This is a genomic window from Lacimicrobium alkaliphilum (assembly GCF_002591895.1).
GTDB lineage: Bacteria > Pseudomonadota > Gammaproteobacteria > Enterobacterales > Alteromonadaceae > Lacimicrobium > Lacimicrobium alkaliphilum.
The window spans coordinates 118,493-134,997 of the sequence record NZ_NISX01000002.1; the positions used below are offsets into that span (position 1 = coordinate 118,493).

Sequence of the window (16,505 nt, forward strand, 5' to 3'; positions counted from 1 at the left end):
CCTTGGCGAATTTACAGGTATTTTAACGTCATCTGGGTATATATTGGCAGGTGATCTAAACCCATTACTCTGGTAATTTTACCAGTATAAGAATCGTTCAATAGCTGTCCCGGGGACTATCTATGAAATTAACCGTAGCAATGCGCGTCATCGGTGGCTTTGCCATCATCACTCTGCTGCTATTTATTATCAGCATTTTCTCTTTAGTTAATCTCAGCAGCGTAGACTCAGCGGTTGAAGAAGTGAATGAACTCGCGATTCCTACCCTGCAAGGTAGCAGTGGCCTTAAGGTGTCCTTCGTCAATATGGGCAGAATCACTTTTGAAGCCTTTTATGAATCAGATCTGACCAGACTCGATGCGCTGCAGGAACAACTGAACAACAGCCGTAATAATTTTGAAAATCAGTTGAAAAAACTAAAATCGGCGGTAGGTTCCCAGGCTGCACTAACCAGATCCCTTAATGACGTTGAAGCGATTTACAGAGATTATGAAGCAAACGTAACCCGGATGTTTGATAACCGGCGCAATGACCTGCAATTAGGGCAGAGGTTATCTATGCAGTTGATGACACTGGAGGATAATACCGACGACACGTCCATGTTATTGCTGGATTTCTCCGATCTCAGTGAGGCCCGCAATGGTGGCCCACTGGCTGAAGCGGCCAAAATCGGAACAGATCTGGAAACAGAACTGATGTCACTGATTAGTGTGGCATCGCAATATAACAAGACCGCTGACCTGACCCGTGCGGAAACCATCGGTAACGAGTTCAGATTAACCATGGATAATGTGCTGAGCACGAAACAGAGGATGATCGACAGTACCTCTGGCAGTGACACGAGCGGTATGCTCTCAGATATTGAGGAAATGATTCTGGATATTGAGAGCACCGTCACCTCTTCGCAAGGGATCCTGAATAATCAGGTTTCCAGACTTGAAAATCAGGCAGACGCCAGTGATGCTTTAGCCGACTCGGAAGCCAATATCACTGCCGCCGTTGCTGATCTGAATGCCCTGTTAAAACAAGCCAATGATATCACCGCAGTTGCCAAAGAAGATGTCGCCGACTCTGTCGCTACCGGCACCACCAGTACAATTATCATTATGTTGGTGTCTGCGGGCGTGGCCGCCGCCATTGCATTTTTCAGTGTCAGAGCCATTACCGTGCCACTGAACAAGGTCAACGAAATGCTGCATGTGGTGTCAGGAGGTGATCTGACTCAGAAGCTGGATGACTCTTCTAAAGATGAATTTGGTGAGCTTGCAAGAAATTGTAATAACCTTATCGACAGCCTGAAAAACCTGATATCCGGCATCAGTTCAAGAGCCAGCCAACTCGCCGCGGCCTCTGAACAAACATCTGCGGTGACGGCTCAGACCACCAAGTCTATTCAGGAACAGAAGTCTCAGATTGCTCAGGTGGCCACGGCTACTACAGAGATGAACAGTACCTCACAACTGGTATCACAAAGCGCTGAAGATACCCTTAATGAAATTCGCAATGCCGATTCTGAAGCGGAAAAGGTTAAAGTCATTTCCGAAGAAAACAGAACCACTATTATGGCGCTGGCACAGGAAGTAGAAAAAGCCAGCGATGTGATCAACAAACTCAATCAGGACAGTGCCAGTATTGGTGGAATACTCGATGTGATTCGGGGCGTTGCCGATCAAACCAATCTTCTTGCCCTGAATGCCGCCATAGAAGCGGCCAGAGCCGGCGAACAGGGGCGTGGCTTTGCGGTGGTAGCAGATGAAGTCAGAACCCTTGCCAGCCGCACACAGGAGTCAACGCAGGAAATCCAGTCGATGATTGAAATTCTGCAGGCCGGTGCCGAAAAAGCCGTAACCGTGATGCAACAAGGTAAACAGCAAGCCGAGGTTTGTGTAACACAGACAGAGAAGGCGACTTCAGCGTTAGATTTGATCACCAATGCGGTACACAAAGCCCATGATGTCTCTACCCAGATAGAACAGTCAGCGAGAGAACAACATCAGGTGTCGCAGGAAATCAGTGAGAAGCTTGAGAATATCGTTGCTATTGCTGAAGAAACATCGACCGGTGCAGAACAAACCACAGACTCCAGCCATGAAGTGGCTAAGCTGGCCGATGAACTGCAGGGCTCTGTACGCCAGTTCAGGGTTTAAAACTTGCAATTTCACCGCGGAGTCGCAGAGTTCGCGGAGTGGAACAAGTTTTCAGTCGTAGCCCGTATAAAGCGAAGCGGAATACGGGGATTACTCCACTGCCCAAAACGTTGAATCCACCGCAGAGCCGCGGAGAACGCGGAGGTCAAAGAGATTATCGGTGTAAATCTCTGCGCCCTCTGCGACCCTGCGGTTAAATAGTTTTTGTCAAAGATCACTAGATGCCCGATAACGGTATTCGGGCATCACACAAACCATTAGATCCTCTGCGAGATGGAATCTATTCGACAAATATCCTGGGGCAGTCCAATAAATTGGCCCCTACAAGGTATGCTCTTCTCCGTGATCTCCGCGTCTCTGCGGTGAAATCTGTTTTTGATGTGGTTCGTGGTAAAAAGCTTCTTTAAACTTCCAGCACCTTGCGTCGTTGCAGGGTTTTAAATACCAATGGATAGGGGTTCTCTACATCAGCCTGCACATGTTCTTCTTCCAGAGCACGCCAGTTGGCCTCTGCCTGATAGTCCGGAAAATAGGTATCTCCTGCCACATCCAGCTTTATCTCAGTAATATACAGGCGCTCGCACAGCGGCAGAAAGTGGCTGTACAATGTGCCCCCTCCTATCACCATTATTTCTTCTGGTTGTTCTTGCTGCGCTAGTTCCAGGGCATGCTCCGGGCTTTCAGCCCGTTCAACACCCTCAGCCTTAAACGCCGGATCACTGCTGACCACAATATTCTTTCTCCCGGGCAATGGCTTGCCGATAGACTCAAAAGTCTTACGCCCCATCACCACAGGCTTACCCAGGGTTACTTTTTTAAAATGTTTAAGATCGGCAGGCAGATGCCAGGGCATACGGTTCGCAGAACCTATTACACGCCCCTTGGCCATTGCCGCTATCATTGATATTCGCATTCTGTTCCTCATTTGGTGTAGATGACCTCTACTCCGGAATCATCATCGGGATCATCGTCGTCCCAATCGTCATCTTCCGGTTCCTGTAATTGTTCTTTGTGATAGGTATCCCATTTGAACTCGACTTCCTCTGCAGCCTCTTCTGGCTCCGCCTCTGCGGGAAGGCTATCCAGGTAGCCCATCACCTCACGGCACAGATCGTCCGTTCCGGTTTTACTCAGTGCACTGATGCAGAAATTCTCTCCCTGCCAGTCCAGCGCCGAGATCACCTCATTTTTTACTTGTTCCAGTTCGTCTTCTAAGAGTAAATCTGTCTTATTGAAGATAAGCCAACGGGGCTTCTGCGCCAGCTTGGGACTGTATTGCTCAAGTTCTGACACGATGGTTTTAGCATTCTCTGCAGGACTGGAACCATCTACGGGCAATACGTCAATAATATGTAACAGCACCCGGCAACGTTCCAGATGTTTTAAAAACTGTATACCCAGACCGGCACCATCAGCTGCCCCCTCGATCAATCCGGGAATATCCGCGATCACAAAACTTCGCTGCCCTTCTACCCGGACTACACCAAGGTTGGGAATAAGGGTAGTAAAAGGATAATCGGCAACTTTTGGCTTGGCAGCCGACACACTGCGGATAAAGGTAGATTTACCGGCATTCGGCAAACCAAGCAAACCCACGTCAGCCAACAACATCAATTCTAATTTGAGATTGCGCACATCACCCGGAGTACCATCACTTTTTTGTCTCGGCGCCCGGTTAGTGCTGCTTTTAAAACGGGCATTACCCAGACCATGGAAGCCGCCTTTGGCCACCAGCAATTGTTTGCCATGGCGGGTCAGATCGCCCAGCACTTCTCCGGTATCCACGTCGGTAGCACGGGTACCCACCGGCACCTTCAGGATTAAATCCTCACCACTGCGCCCGGTACAATTACTGCCCTGGCCATTCTGGCCTCGCTGGGCGCGGTGGATGCGGTCAAAACGATAATCAACCAGTGTATTAAGGTTTTCATCAGCAATGAGATACAAGCTGCCGCCATCCCCGCCGTCACCCCCATCAGGGCCACCCTTGGGAATGTACTTTTCACGACGAAAGCTTATGACGCCATTTCCACCGTCACCTGCTTCGACACGAATCTCAGCTTCATCTACAAATTTCATCTGTCTGACCTCACTGGCAAAATGCCTCATGGCATTCTACCGGATTAATATTGCATTTCGATGTTGTCTTGCCGGTTTAGCCCCCTTTGCCAGAGAACAAACAAGGAGCAAAAAAAAACCCCGCTTCGGCGGGGCTTTTCAAGTTATATGAGCTGCCGTTTACTCAGAAACGATACTCACATACTTGCGGTTCTGGGGACCTTTTACTTCAAACTGAACTTTGCCGCTCTCAAGAGCGAAAAGGGTGTGATCCTTGCCCAAACCTACGTTGTTGCCAGCATGAAACTTAGTACCACGCTGACGAACAATAATGCTACCGGCCAGTACCGACTCACCACCAAAACGCTTAACACCTAAACGTTTGCTTTCTGAATCGCGACCATTACGAGTACTACCACCCGCCTTTTTATGTGCCATCTGTCAGTACTCCTCTTAAGCGCTAATACTGGTAATCTTCACTTCAGTGAACCACTGGCGGTGGCCCATCTGAGTGCGTGAATGCTTACGACGACGGAACTTAACAATCTTGATCTTATCGCCACGACCATGAGTAACCACTTCCGCCTTAACTTTACCGCCATTAACAAATGGGGTACCAATCTTAATGTCATCACCGTTGCTGACCATTAACACATCGTCAAATTCAACAGACTCGCCAGGTGCGACTTCAATCTTTTCAAGACGAACGGTTTGGCCTTCAGCCACACGGTGTTGTTTACCACCACTTTGGAAAACCGCGTACATACTTAACTCCGCTCTATGCGTCTACATGACGCTACAATTCTAAAACAGGGCGCGAATTGTACGTGAAGTGCGCAACCGGGGCAAGAGCTATTGTCAAATTATTTCGCCGGCACACGCCCCGCATGACGGGGCCTTTGGTATAGTCCCCATCACCGCCTCAGCCCCTGTTATTATAACCAGATTATTTACAGGTTCTACTCACTGTACTGGAACAGAAATCAGATTTCTGCAAGAATGCCGCCAGACTCTAACAGACATGCCAAAAACAGATGAAGATAGCGCAGATTCGCCAACTGGCAGAGCAGGATATGCAGGCGGTCAACCAGTTGATTCAGCAGCAGGTCAGCTCTGACGTAGCACTGATCAATCAGTTGGGCTTTTATATCGTCAACAGCGGCGGCAAGCGTATCCGCCCCCTGATTTGCGTACTCAGTGCCAGAGCCATGGGCATAAACACCAGTCAGCATCATACCCTTGCTGCCATCATCGAATTTATCCACACCGCCACCTTATTGCATGACGATGTAGTGGATGAGTCGACTATGCGACGTGGGCGCGAGACTGCCAATGAACTTTTTGGCAATCAGGCCAGTGTGTTGGTGGGTGATTTTCTGTATACCCGTTCTTTTCAGATGATGGTCAGCCTTGAACGCATGCGGGTAATGGAGATTCTCTCCGATGCCACCAATGTGATTGCCGAAGGTGAAGTATTGCAATTGATGAACTGTAATGATCCGCAGATTAGTGAACAACGCTATATGCAGGTGATTTACAGTAAAACCGCTCGCTTATTCGAGGCAGCCACCCAACTCGCTGCGATACTGACAGACCAGGACTCTACAACAGAAAGGGCTTTGCAAGACTACGGACGCTATCTGGGCACCGCCTTTCAGCTTATCGATGATGTGCTGGATTATGACGCCGACAGTGATAAAACCGGTAAGAACATCGGTGATGATCTGGCAGAGGGTAAACCCACATTGCCACTGCTTTACGCCATGTGGCATGGTAACCCTGAGCAAGCCGCGATGATCCGCCGGGCCATAGAAAAAGGCGATGGTCTGGCAGATCTTACCCCCATCTTGCAGACCATGACAGAAACCGGCGCGCTGGACTATACCCGCGAAAAAGCGATTCAGGCCTCCGAGCAGGCCATTGACGCTATCGAAAAGGTTGCCGACAGTGAATATAAACAGGCGTTAATAGCACTCGCGCGTCTGTCTGTGCAACGGGATGCATAACCGGCACAGCATTAGGCGGATTCTGCTCCGCCTGGGTGAGCAGAGTCCGGGCATAATAGCCTCTGCAAGATCATCTGTTATCGCCTGGATACACCAAACCCACCTGCTTTCTGGCTTGTTCTATCACCGAAAGAACAGACTGGCTGAAAGACCAGCTGTTGATATCTGATTCAATACTTCCCCGCTTAATCAACTGCACAAAATGCTCGATTTCATATCGCATAATGTCCAGATCCTGTTCAACACCCAGGTTCTCTACCGTTCCATCGTTCAAATACAACCGAATCTTTTTTATGAAAGAGACAAAGTCTATTTCAATCCTGCCAAGTTCCCCCTGAATTTCAGTGATGTTGTGCCCGTTGGAGATTTTCGAACAACTGATACTGGCTTGTTTGTCTGCATAATCAAGCAGCAGGTCTGTTGCTCCATCAACACCGGAGTCCAAAAAAAGACTGTTTGCCTGAATCTTGTCTGGCACTCCCCACAAATCAATTACCGGGCTTAGCGGATAAATGCCTAAATCCATTAACGCACCATTCGAAAACTCAGGCATAAACGTATTGATCGATTGCCCTTGCTTGTATAAATCGTATCTTGAAGAATACTGGCAATATTGCCCGATATATTTCCTGGGTACACCAATACGATGAAGCTGCTCTTTCAACACTTTGTAGTTAGGCATATGGGTAGTGAGTAACGCTTCCATAAAACAGCGTTGATTCTGTCTGGCCGCAGCGTAAATACGTTCAAGCTCGGAGACATTGGTAGCAGAGGGCTTTTCTCCCAGAACATGCTTGCCAGCATTTAATAGTAATACCGCCTGCTCACAATGCAGAGCATTTGGTGAAGCAACATATACCGCATCAATCTCCTTATCCCGGGCGAGACTCTCTATATCGGTATAGATTTTCACCGGTTCCGCACCATCAAGGTGCCTTTCAATAAAACGCTCAGCACTTTGAGTTTTCCTCGAATGAACTGCATGCAACGCGACTTCAGGAACCTTCTTCGCCGCACGGACAAAGCCCCCGGAAATTACATTGGTACCAATAATGCCAAATCTCACCATACCTATCCTCTTTACCAATAACCGTTTTTTTAATACTGCCAGTTAGCAGGTCATTACGACTTTGAATCTGGCGGCTATTCTATCTTCCATGGTACATTCTTATACCTTCAAGCCCCATGCCCACAATTATGGGTTTGAAACCCCGCGCCAGTTCCTGAATCGGCTCAAATGGCACAAGGGCAAAAAAAACCGGCTTTCGCCGGTTTATTGTTAACTGGAATTAACGCATTTTTCAGCCGTTAACAAACTCTTCGCCAAGGGTAATATCACCACGCAGCCCCTCCAGCATATCCTGCTTGGCTTTTTCTTCAAAGTCACTCAGTTCGCCATAGGGCAGCACTTCATCAACACCATCTTTACACAGACGAACCGGATGAGAGAAGAAGCGCGCATCATCAGAGTTAGTTTCAACATAAGTGTATTCCACTACGTTTTCACCGCGCATCGCCGCCACAAGTGAAAGGCAGAACCGGGCAGCCGCCTGCCCCATCGAAAGTGTTGCTGAGCCGCCGCCAGCTTTGGCTTCTACCACTTCGGTACCGGCATTCTGAATCCGGTGCGTCAGACTTTCGATTTCTTCGTCAGAGAACTCCACCCCTTCAACCTGTGACAACAATGGCAGAATAGTAGTACCGGAGTGACCGCCGATGACCGGCACATGCACATTGGCCGGGTTCAGGCCTTTAAGTTCTGCCACAAAGGTCTCGGCCCGGATCACATCCAATGTGGTGACACCGAACAACTTGTTCTTGTTATATACGCCTTTTGCTTTGAGGGCTTCGGCGGCAATAGCTACCGTTGTATTTACCGGGTTAGTAATCACACCAATACAGGCTTCGGGACAATTGTCAGCGGCAGCTTCAACCAGATTTTTCACAATCCCAGCATTGATATTAAACAGGTCTGAACGATCCATACCCGGTTTACGGGGCACACCTGCCGGAATCAGCACAATATCTGCACCTTTGAGTGCATCAGCCAGATCGTCTTTACCAAAGCCCTGTACTTTTACATCAGTAGGAATGTGACTCAGATCAACAGCCACACCTGGCACGACAGGGGCAACATCGTACAAAGATAAGGCCGAGCCCGCTGGTAACTGGGTTTTAAGCAATAAAGATAAGGCCTGGCCAATTCCACCAGCAGCACCTAGAACCGCTACTTTCATGATTTTCTCCTGTGAATGGTAATCATTGCTGAGCATCAGCTTGCGCTACCCGTAGCAAAAAGAGGCCTTTCGACGGGCAGCAGTAATTGAATAAATATGCCGGCAAAGTCTACTGTCTGACGGTCGCCTTAGCAAGTACAAGCGGTTCCTGCGGAGCCAAATAAGGCGCGACAACTCGCCTGTGGCCCCGCCATATCTGTTGTCTGTAGTGACATAAGACTATGGTATAGCAGGTTAAGGTAAGTATAATAATGCGAATTGTGTAAACAGCGGACTCAATATGACAGCCAAACAAGACGACCTGATAAAATCTTTCAAAACCTTTCTCAAAGCAGAAAACTTTGGCTCGCAAGGAGAGATAGTCGAAGCACTCAAAGAGCAGGGCTTTGAAAATATCAGTCAGTCCAAGGTGTCGAGAATGCTGAGCAAATTCGGCGCAGTTCGCACCCGCAATGCACGCGGCGATATGGTTTACTGCCTGCCGCCGGAGCTGGGTATGCCCACAGCCAAAAGCCCGCTCAAACAACTGGTGCTGGATATTGTGCACAACAATGTAATGGTCATCATTCGTACCAGTCCTGGGGCTGCCCAGTTAATTGCACGCCTGCTCGATTCACTGGGTAAAGCAGATGGTGTATTGGGTACTATTGCCGGTGATGACACCATTTTTATCGCACCGGCTGATATCAATCGCATAGAAGAAACCCGCAAGCGGGTGGAGACGTTATTTGAGAATGTCTAATTAGTGCTGAGTGCTGAGTGCTGAGTGCTGAGTGCTGAGTGCTGAAAAATCTTGACATAACACACTAATATAACAACATTTTCTCATCATTCATCATTCATCATTCGGCCATCGCCAGATCCAACCATACTAACCGGTGATCGGACGACGCATTACGATCTTTAATCAAGCGGTACAAAGTATCACTCTGTGTTGGCCAGAATACGCCGCCCTCTTTAATTTTCCAGCCGTGTTGTGAAGGCAATACATAATCAGGGCGCATACGCCATGCGGCGGTATGCATCGCACCCAGAGGGTTTTGCGGGCTGTGCAGTGCACCTCCCTCACTTCTGGGTACAAAACTGCCGTGAACCTCAGGATGAGTCAGCAGGTTTACTATGGGCTGTTTAAAAGCGTCACCCTCGGTTTGTGAAGCATTAAGATCGCCCAGAATCACAAAACGCTCTCCCTTAAAGCCGCCTTTAGTACCTTTGTCATCGTAGATATAAGCGGCTTTATTGTCGCTGCTTAAATAATCTACCCAAAACCGGATTTCATCATGATTTCGTTTGCCATTGCGGTTTTCAGGCCCGTCAAATACCGGCGGTGTCGGGTGGCTGGCAAGAATATGCACCCGCTTGCCACCCACATCAATGGGTACATCCCAGTGGGATTTAGAAGAAAGCCGCAGAACCTGTTGTGCCTGTTCTGAAAACCAGGGCTTCCCCTGATCATCCATCACCGTCGTCATCAGGTTGTCTGGCATATCTTTCCATAAAAACCGCTGAAAGGTGCGCACATCGTCTTTGAGGATCGGAAAACGGCTTAACAATGCCATACCATACTGGCCCGGATAGAGCCCAAAACCAAAGGCATCGCCGCCGCTACCAGAGGCCACGCCATCGCCATCTAAATCATGGCCGGAATCCACCCCGGTATTCACCGGCGCAATATAAAAATACGGATAATCAATCGCCTCAGCGCCAGATTGTGGCTGGTTCAGGTAATGTTTCACAAAGGCCTGGATGCCTTTTTGAGCATCGGGATGGTAGTCAAATTCATTCAGCAGCAATATATCCGGCCGGACACGCTGAATAATCTCCGCGATATTACCAATCTGCGGATGCTCTCCAGTAGCCAGGTGAGCAAACATCTCCTCGCCGGAAACGTGCGTGCCTCGGGGCACATAATTCTCTGCCTCCATGCTTACGTTAAAGGTGGCTACGCGGATTTCCATAGCTGACGCACCTCCTATCATTAAAATAAATAGTAATATCAGGTTTTTCATTATTAACCCTTAAGACTTAATCGAACAGAAAAAAGCCGACTGCAAGCAGCCGGCTTCTAATATGTCCGATTAAATACAGACTAGAACTTATAGTTAATGCCTAAACGCATTTCCCATAAAGACGCATCACCTTGACGACTTTCTGGTGACGTATCACCTAAACGCGCAGTATTGAAAGAGACTTCCTTTAAAACCCCCCAGTCATCACTGATCAAGTTGGTAAGATTATCAATCGTTAAACTAATTGATGCAGAGTGGTCTTCAGTAAACGCAGGAATTTCTTGCCTTACCGCGATATCAACTTTCGTCCACCAGCCACTTTCTTCACTATTACGGTCTACACCAATAGGCAGTACGTTATCGCTACCTAAGTAAGGCGTGTAACCAAACACACTATTACCATCCGTACGAACGAAGCTGTAAGGACGACCCGATTGAGTTAATGCATACAGATTAAAGCGTGTATCTAATCCAGAGATTAGCTCTACTACATAACTAAAGTCTGCAGTAAAACGGTGCTCAATATTCCAATCCGACAATGACGAAACATCTTCATTCGGATTAGTGAAGGCTCTGTATTGGTAGTTAGAGTATGCAACCGAGCTGGTCATGGGTTGTACATCTTCAGCATGGTTATAGGAATAACCGGCGACCAGACGCAAGCCATTATCCCAGGATTTTTCCATCGTTCCCGTTAATGAATAAGACGTAGACACTTCGCCAGAATTGGTTAACTCAAAAGAACCATAGCCATTCCTGTCGTAGTCAATATAGCCTTCGTCGTTAAAGCCGACTTCTTCTATACCAACGTACTTGATCATCGCCTGGTCTTGGGTAAACGTCACTAATAAATCTGCATTGAGAACATAATCGGTATCGGTTACGTGGGTGATACCCGCTGATACTTTCCATTCACTTGGCATGTCAAAATCTGGGTCCAGATTATTGGATTCAAAATTCCCAGCTTCGCCACTATCCATTAATGCATCAAGTTCTGACGGAACACCATACCCAGGCCCAACAGGTGCACCATCTTCAACATTTACCCAGACAACATCATCATCAAACACGCTACGACTGCCATCGTGGTAACCAAAATCTTCGCCATCAACTTCTCCCCCTGATACATTGGTACCAGAGTAGTTATTTGACATCCATACATTAGGGTTACCACCTGAGAACAAGCCAATACCACCGCGCAACTCGGTGTTGTCGCTTAAGGTATAATTAAGACCAATACGAGGTTGCAGCAAACTGACGCCATCTAAGTTGGCAGAATTGCTGTAGCCATTCTGTGCAAGAAACTCTGCATTCTCTTCAGGGTAATCAGATGACGTTATCCAATCGTAGCGTAAGCCGGCAATGACCTTTAAATCATCTGTCAGGTAAAACTCATCCTGAATATATGTACTATGAGATGTGTATCCCCACTCTGCTGCCCTGTCGTTAATATCACCTGAATAAGCATTACCATACTCAATATCGCTGGCGTAACCACTTTCGAAGTCTGCAATACTATCGAAAGAAAGTGACGTTTCAGCATGTTGCACAAAGATATTAAATACATCCAGGGTGTCACTTTCGTAACCGAAGGTAAGAGTATGGCCGTTATCAAGGTAATAATTACCGCGGAACATCATACTCAACGCATCCCAATCAAGGTCATTGACTTGACGACTATCGTCTGACCCCAAATAAACCGTCATGTCATCTAAAAAGAGTTTAATCTCGCCAAAATCATTACCGCCTAACGTGCCGTCACCTGTTAATGAGTTTTGACGATTATCGAGATCAGTATAAGCAACACGCACTTCGGTAGAGAGTTTATCTGTCCAGTCAGAATAAAGTACCGCTGAGTATGACGACATTTCTGCGCCACGTTCGTACAAATGACTAGACAACTCAAACTCATCAGAATCACCATCTGATTGAGAAAAGTTATTTCCATCATTGTAGTTATACGTCAAAGATGCACGATGTTGTTCGTTAATATTCCAGTCTAATTTAACTAACAGTTTTTCATCTTCATTTGCAAGACTTGAAGGAACTGAGCCTGGATCAAACTTATATAAATCATTAGAAATACGTATGATGTCATCTAGTTGAGCCTGGGTAAGAGCAATTTCATTCACTGCACCTGAACCAGCGACTCCGCGGTCAAACAAATTAGCACCATCTAACTTTTCGTAAGCAGCAAATATAAATAATGTGTCTTTAATAATTGGTGCACCGATGGTGAAACCATAACGTTTCTCTGTGTAATCACCAATATTAATGTCGTCGCCTTCTAAAGAATCACCTTTCAGATCATTACTACCATAATCATAGAAAGCGGTTCCATGAACTTCGTTTGTCCCTGTTTTACTGACTGCACTGATATTACATGCTGAGAAGCCGCCGTAGATAACATCGAACGGCGCAATTTGCACAGAAACCCCTTCAATCGCATCAAAAGAAAATGGCATTCTTTCTGTTGGATAACCGTTAGAGTTGAGACCAAACAAATCATTCATCCGTACACCATCAACAGTCAAGCTGTTGAACCGGGGGCTTTTACCCACACACTGAATTCCACCACTCCCCCCTTCGTTGACATAGACACGGGGATCAATTCTGACGATATCATTAATGTCTCGGTTGATGGCCGGGGCATTTTCTAATGTCGTAAGGTCAAAGTTGGCAGATGGACCGTTCTTACCAAAAGATAAACTGGCAACCTGAGACGCAGTCACTGATATTGTTTCAATATTATCTGCAGGTTCCAGAGTACGATTAATCGATGCGGTTTCACCCAAACTTAAGTAAACCCCTTCGATACTCTGATCAGCAAAACTATCTGAATCCAACTCAATTTTATACGGTCCGCCAACCCGAAGACCATCCAGGTTAAAAGCCCCAGCAGAATTAACTACAACTGTTTTAACCGCACCTGTAGGTACGTGAGTGACTTTCACCATAGTACCTGATGCCGGGTTGCCATTTGGCCCGACGATGTTACCAGTCATACCTGATGAGGTTTCCTGCGCCACAACACCTGCGGACAGCCCTACAGTCATGGCTACCGCGAGCGCTACGCGATTTAGCTTGGATTTTATCAACATTGTGTTTTCCTAGTTTCAGTTTTTATGTGCAAACAGAGTTTAGTTGGAGTTTATTGCAAATTCATGTCGCTTCGAGTGCTGTACCGCCAGTTAACAGCACTCTCACACCTTGTACAGAAATCATCCACTCCTTCAGATTTCAGTTACAAATTCTCCTCTGTCAGGGGAAAATAGAAAGGCCTCATAAAGATTCATAACTTCTTGTTCATATTTCTTCCAAATCAATAACTTACTAAATATGGGTAATATTACTTATTGAAACAAGTAAAGTTAACTGTTCAAATGTTTAGCATTACTTATCTGGTTAGACCTTTTATGCTGCACCCTGGCTTGACCTGGTCAAAAACTTCACTGATTTTCCTGGCGTTGCTCCTTTGCAGCATAGTGTGGCTAGTGGCACAAGCTCTACATCTGAGCGCACCACCCGAATTCTCACCTGTTATTCAGCGCCATACCGAATGTAGTACGGAACAGAACGGTAATTCAAGTGCATTAATTCTGTTTATCAACACCGAGTCAGTGGCCCGGAACCTTTCCCGGGCTTTATGTGCAAATAGCGTTGTAGGTAAACAATTCGGCAGCGTCAAAGCGTTCTGGAGTCATAGTGAGGCGCAGGTACTGCAGTTTGTCGGTAAAGGGGTGGCAGATTTAGCCCTGGTCAAGGAAAACTTACTTGAAGCTGTTCAGGGGGAGACAACCTATGGCTACAAAATGGTCGCAGCCTACCCGGATTACTCAGCCTATTTAATCGCCATGCGCGAAAAACCGGTAATCTCCAAAGAGTATCTCATCGGCAAGAGGCTGGGGCTGCTGGACTACCCGACCAGCCGTTCAGGCCACATTATTCCTATACAGTTATTCAAGTCCCTGAATCTGCCGCTGGATAACATGCAGATTACGTATGCGAACTCTCATACCGAATTGCGTAATCTGCTGACTTCGGATCAGGTGGATATCATTTCTTCATTCTGGCGTGAGAGTGATCAGGCCATTCTGTCAAAAAATTATATTACGCCCATTGAACAAGCTGTAAGTGGCACCAAGTGGTATCTCAAAATGGATACCAACAATATCGATCTGTTCTGCGCGGTACAGCAAACTCTGATTGATATCGCCAAAAACCAGAATTCCAGTTACTTTAGTCGCCTTACCACAGAGCCCAGCTGTCATGTTGAATAACCTGCTCAAAGCTCACCACACCAAAGCCAGATGGGCTTTGCCCCTGATCGCCTTTTTTCTGATATTTCAGCTTGTGTACTTTCTCTCAGCGAAAAACATTCATCATCGTCATGTGAGTTTGTCTGTAACGGCATTAGAAAAGCGTATCGCGCTGGATCTGCCGTGGTTACAACTCCCCAATGACATTATGAAATCTGTTGCTGATAAAGGCAGTGTGAAAGCGTATCTGCAACGCCTGAACAGCCAGGCCCGGGAAAGTCAGCTACCGGTCAGAATCATTGCGCTACAGGGAATTGAAGCAGAGATTAATGAGAGTCAGGGCACAACGATTGACTACCGGCTTGATGCTCCGGCACAAGACTTCAGATTGTCACTCCTGGCTCTGCCCTATGCCATTAGCAACAGCCTGTCTGTATTGCCGTTGTTGGCAGCGATACTGATGACGCTGGCCCTTTACCAGTATCAGGCTGCCAGAAGTCGGGCCTGCATTGCAGAAAATTTGCCCGATGAGCCTGAAGCCGAGCCACCCAGGCTGATTATTAATCTGCATAACCGCTCATTTTGTAATAATACGAATAACACACAGGTACAACTTTCCAATAAACCCTTCTGTTTTTACATTGCCCTGGTCGATTATTGCCTGAGTAATGATGCGCCGGCACTGAATCACAACAAGAATGTTCCTGATGAGTTACTTGAACTGGCAAATCGCTATTTTTACCGGCTGATTGATTTAGGGCACACCATTCGTAAACGTCCGGACTTCAGCAGTAACCTGGATAAGATGCTGAGTGAAATCCGCGCCGCTCTGGATGAGGTTTTTGCCGACGCTCCGGAACAAAAAATGCCTTTCTATCCACCGAAGGCTCAGGGAGAAGGTTCGCGATCGAAGCTGCACAATTATGCGCTGGAACAATTGCAACCTGCAGATCTGGAGTTTATTGGTAAATAGCTCCGCTAAAAGGATTTCTGCCTGAAACGGCCGGTAACCTTAACGTAATAATTGCAGATAAGTTTACGTAAGATTAATTGAGGTTAAAAAGCCCCCTGTCACTGACTTTTAACACATTGGCTGGTAATCTTGCCTCAATCACCAACAGCCAATCGTGTCACCATGTCAAACACCAGTATCATCGCCATTTCAGGGGGCTCAGGCTCAGGTAAGTCGCTTTTTACCCAGACGCTGATCACTGAAATACTGGACTCAGGCATGAACATCCTGGTGCTCTGTGAGGATCACTATTACCGTGATCAGTCTCATATGACCATGGAAGAACGGCTTAAAACTAATTACGACCATCCCAATGCTTTTGAACATGAGCTACTGATTGAGCACCTGCTTGATCTTAAAGCCGGGAAAAGCATTGAGTATCCCCAGTATTCCTTTAATACACATACGCGACTGGCAGAAACACAGACACTTGAGCCCGCCTCAGTGATTATTGTCGAAGGCATTATGCTGCTTGCCAGCCCTGAGTTATTACCCTTGTTTGACATCAAGGTATTTATTGATACCCCGCTGGATATCTGCCTGCTCAGGCGTATAACCCGGGATGTACAGGAACGCGGCCGGACTCTGCAGTCAGTGACTGAGCAATATGAATCCACCGTCAAGCCCATGTACCACCAATTTGTCGCACCCAGCCGCTTTACCGCGGATGTGGTGGTCACCCAGGGCGGCAAGAATCGCATTGCACTGGATGTGCTCAAATCCCATATACAACAGGCACTGCACTGGGAAAATTAGAATACTGTGATAATTAAAATA

Annotated in this window: 14 protein-coding genes; 6 read left to right on the top strand and 8 right to left on the bottom strand. The window is 47.1% G+C overall.

Annotated elements, in window-relative coordinates; translation table 11 throughout:
• Positions 1-122: 122 nt before the first annotated feature.
• Entirely contained in the window at positions 123-2,147 is a 2,025-nt protein-coding gene (locus CDA54_RS02485; RefSeq protein ID WP_099033425.1) for a HAMP domain-containing methyl-accepting chemotaxis protein, read from the top strand.
• 403 nt (positions 2,148-2,550) lie between these two features.
• Here the strand turns inward: CDA54_RS02485 and folA are convergent, their stop codons facing one another.
• The 4 genes from folA to rplU all read right to left on the bottom strand — a co-directional run bounded on the left by folA (position 2,551) and on the right by rplU (position 4,970).
• Complete coding sequence (gene folA, locus CDA54_RS02490) at positions 2,551-3,060, bottom strand: type 3 dihydrofolate reductase (RefSeq protein ID WP_099033426.1); 510 nt, start codon at positions 3,058-3,060, stop codon at positions 2,551-2,553.
• 8 nt (positions 3,061-3,068) lie between these two features.
• Positions 3,069-4,226, bottom strand: coding sequence for an Obg family GTPase CgtA (cgtA, locus tag CDA54_RS02495; RefSeq protein WP_099033607.1), 1,158 nt, complete (start codon positions 4,224-4,226; stop codon positions 3,069-3,071).
• Between the two features lie 159 nt (positions 4,227-4,385).
• A complete protein-coding gene (gene rpmA, locus CDA54_RS02500) occupies positions 4,386-4,643 on the bottom strand; it encodes a 50S ribosomal protein L27 (protein ID WP_099033427.1) in 258 nt (85 codons plus the stop codon).
• A 15-nt stretch (positions 4,644-4,658) separates the two neighbouring features.
• A complete protein-coding gene (gene rplU, locus CDA54_RS02505) occupies positions 4,659-4,970 on the bottom strand; it encodes a 50S ribosomal protein L21 (RefSeq protein ID WP_062476617.1) in 312 nt (103 codons plus the stop codon).
• 269 nt (positions 4,971-5,239) lie between these two features.
• Between rplU and ispB the strand changes: the two genes are divergently transcribed.
• Complete coding sequence (gene ispB / locus CDA54_RS02510; RefSeq protein ID WP_099033428.1) at positions 5,240-6,211, top strand: octaprenyl diphosphate synthase; 972 nt, start codon at positions 5,240-5,242, stop codon at positions 6,209-6,211.
• Between the two features lie 70 nt (positions 6,212-6,281).
• Here ispB and CDA54_RS02515 read toward each other — a convergent pair whose 3' ends face one another.
• Entirely contained in the window at positions 6,282-7,277 is a 996-nt protein-coding gene (locus CDA54_RS02515; protein WP_099033608.1) for a Gfo/Idh/MocA family protein, read from the bottom strand.
• Positions 7,278-7,512: 235 nt separating this feature from the next.
• Positions 7,513-8,448: a malate dehydrogenase gene (mdh, locus tag CDA54_RS02520; RefSeq protein ID WP_099033429.1), complete on the bottom strand. Its 936-nt coding sequence runs from the start codon at positions 8,446-8,448 to the stop codon at positions 7,513-7,515.
• Between the two features lie 280 nt (positions 8,449-8,728).
• Between mdh and argR the strand changes: the two genes are divergently transcribed.
• The gene (argR, locus tag CDA54_RS02525; RefSeq protein ID WP_099033430.1) at positions 8,729-9,190 is read left to right on the top strand and encodes a transcriptional regulator ArgR; all 462 of its coding nucleotides are present in this window, start codon (positions 8,729-8,731) and stop codon (positions 9,188-9,190) included.
• 100 nt (positions 9,191-9,290) lie between these two features.
• On the opposite strand, the gene CDA54_RS02530 is transcribed toward argR, so the two are convergent.
• On the bottom strand, positions 9,291-10,457 hold the full coding sequence (locus CDA54_RS02530; protein ID WP_099033431.1) for an endonuclease/exonuclease/phosphatase family protein: 1,167 nt from the start codon (positions 10,455-10,457) through the stop codon (positions 9,291-9,293).
• 80 nt (positions 10,458-10,537) lie between these two features.
• On the bottom strand, positions 10,538-13,558 hold the full coding sequence (locus CDA54_RS02535; RefSeq protein ID WP_099033432.1) for a TonB-dependent receptor: 3,021 nt from the start codon (positions 13,556-13,558) through the stop codon (positions 10,538-10,540).
• Between the two features lie 393 nt (positions 13,559-13,951).
• On the opposite strand from CDA54_RS02535, the gene CDA54_RS02540 reads away from it, so the two are divergent.
• The 3 genes from CDA54_RS02540 (at position 13,952) to udk (ending at position 16,484) form a co-directional block, all read left to right on the top strand.
• The gene (locus tag CDA54_RS02540; RefSeq protein WP_143452248.1) at positions 13,952-14,737 is read left to right on the top strand and encodes a type 2 periplasmic-binding domain-containing protein; all 786 of its coding nucleotides are present in this window, start codon (positions 13,952-13,954) and stop codon (positions 14,735-14,737) included.
• Positions 14,727-15,689: a hypothetical protein gene (locus CDA54_RS02545; protein WP_099033434.1), complete on the top strand. Its 963-nt coding sequence runs from the start codon at positions 14,727-14,729 to the stop codon at positions 15,687-15,689. The genes CDA54_RS02540 and CDA54_RS02545 overlap by 11 nt, the downstream gene beginning before the upstream one ends.
• Before the next feature lie 162 nt (positions 15,690-15,851).
• Entirely contained in the window at positions 15,852-16,484 is a 633-nt protein-coding gene (gene udk, locus CDA54_RS02550) for a uridine kinase (RefSeq protein WP_099033435.1), read from the top strand.
• The last annotated feature ends 21 nt before the right edge of the window (positions 16,485-16,505 follow it).

Bases quoted from the DNA above. Each gene is read 5' to 3' on its own strand.
- CDA54_RS02530 (WP_099033431.1), bottom strand. From the start codon at position 10,457: ATGAAAAACCTGATATTACTATTTATTTTAATGATAGGAGGTGCGTCA.
- rpmA (WP_099033427.1), bottom strand. From the start codon at position 4,643: ATGGCACATAAAAAGGCGGGTGGTAGTACTCGTAATGGTCGCGATTCA.
- folA (WP_099033426.1), bottom strand. From the start codon at position 3,060: ATGCGAATATCAATGATAGCGGCAATGGCCAAGGGGCGTGTAATAGGT.
- mdh (WP_099033429.1), bottom strand. From the start codon at position 8,448: ATGAAAGTAGCGGTTCTAGGTGCTGCTGGTGGAATTGGCCAGGCCTTA.
- argR (WP_099033430.1), top strand. From the start codon at position 8,729: ATGACAGCCAAACAAGACGACCTGATAAAATCTTTCAAAACCTTTCTC.
- cgtA (WP_099033607.1), bottom strand. From the start codon at position 4,226: ATGAAATTTGTAGATGAAGCTGAGATTCGTGTCGAAGCAGGTGACGGT.
- CDA54_RS02545 (WP_099033434.1), top strand. From the start codon at position 14,727: ATGTTGAATAACCTGCTCAAAGCTCACCACACCAAAGCCAGATGGGCT.
- CDA54_RS02535 (WP_099033432.1), bottom strand. From the start codon at position 13,558: ATGTTGATAAAATCCAAGCTAAATCGCGTAGCGCTCGCGGTAGCCATG.
- rplU (WP_062476617.1), bottom strand. From the start codon at position 4,970: ATGTACGCGGTTTTCCAAAGTGGTGGTAAACAACACCGTGTGGCTGAA.
- CDA54_RS02485 (WP_099033425.1), top strand. From the start codon at position 123: ATGAAATTAACCGTAGCAATGCGCGTCATCGGTGGCTTTGCCATCATC.
- ispB (WP_099033428.1), top strand. From the start codon at position 5,240: ATGAAGATAGCGCAGATTCGCCAACTGGCAGAGCAGGATATGCAGGCG.
- udk (WP_099033435.1), top strand. From the start codon at position 15,852: ATGTCAAACACCAGTATCATCGCCATTTCAGGGGGCTCAGGCTCAGGT.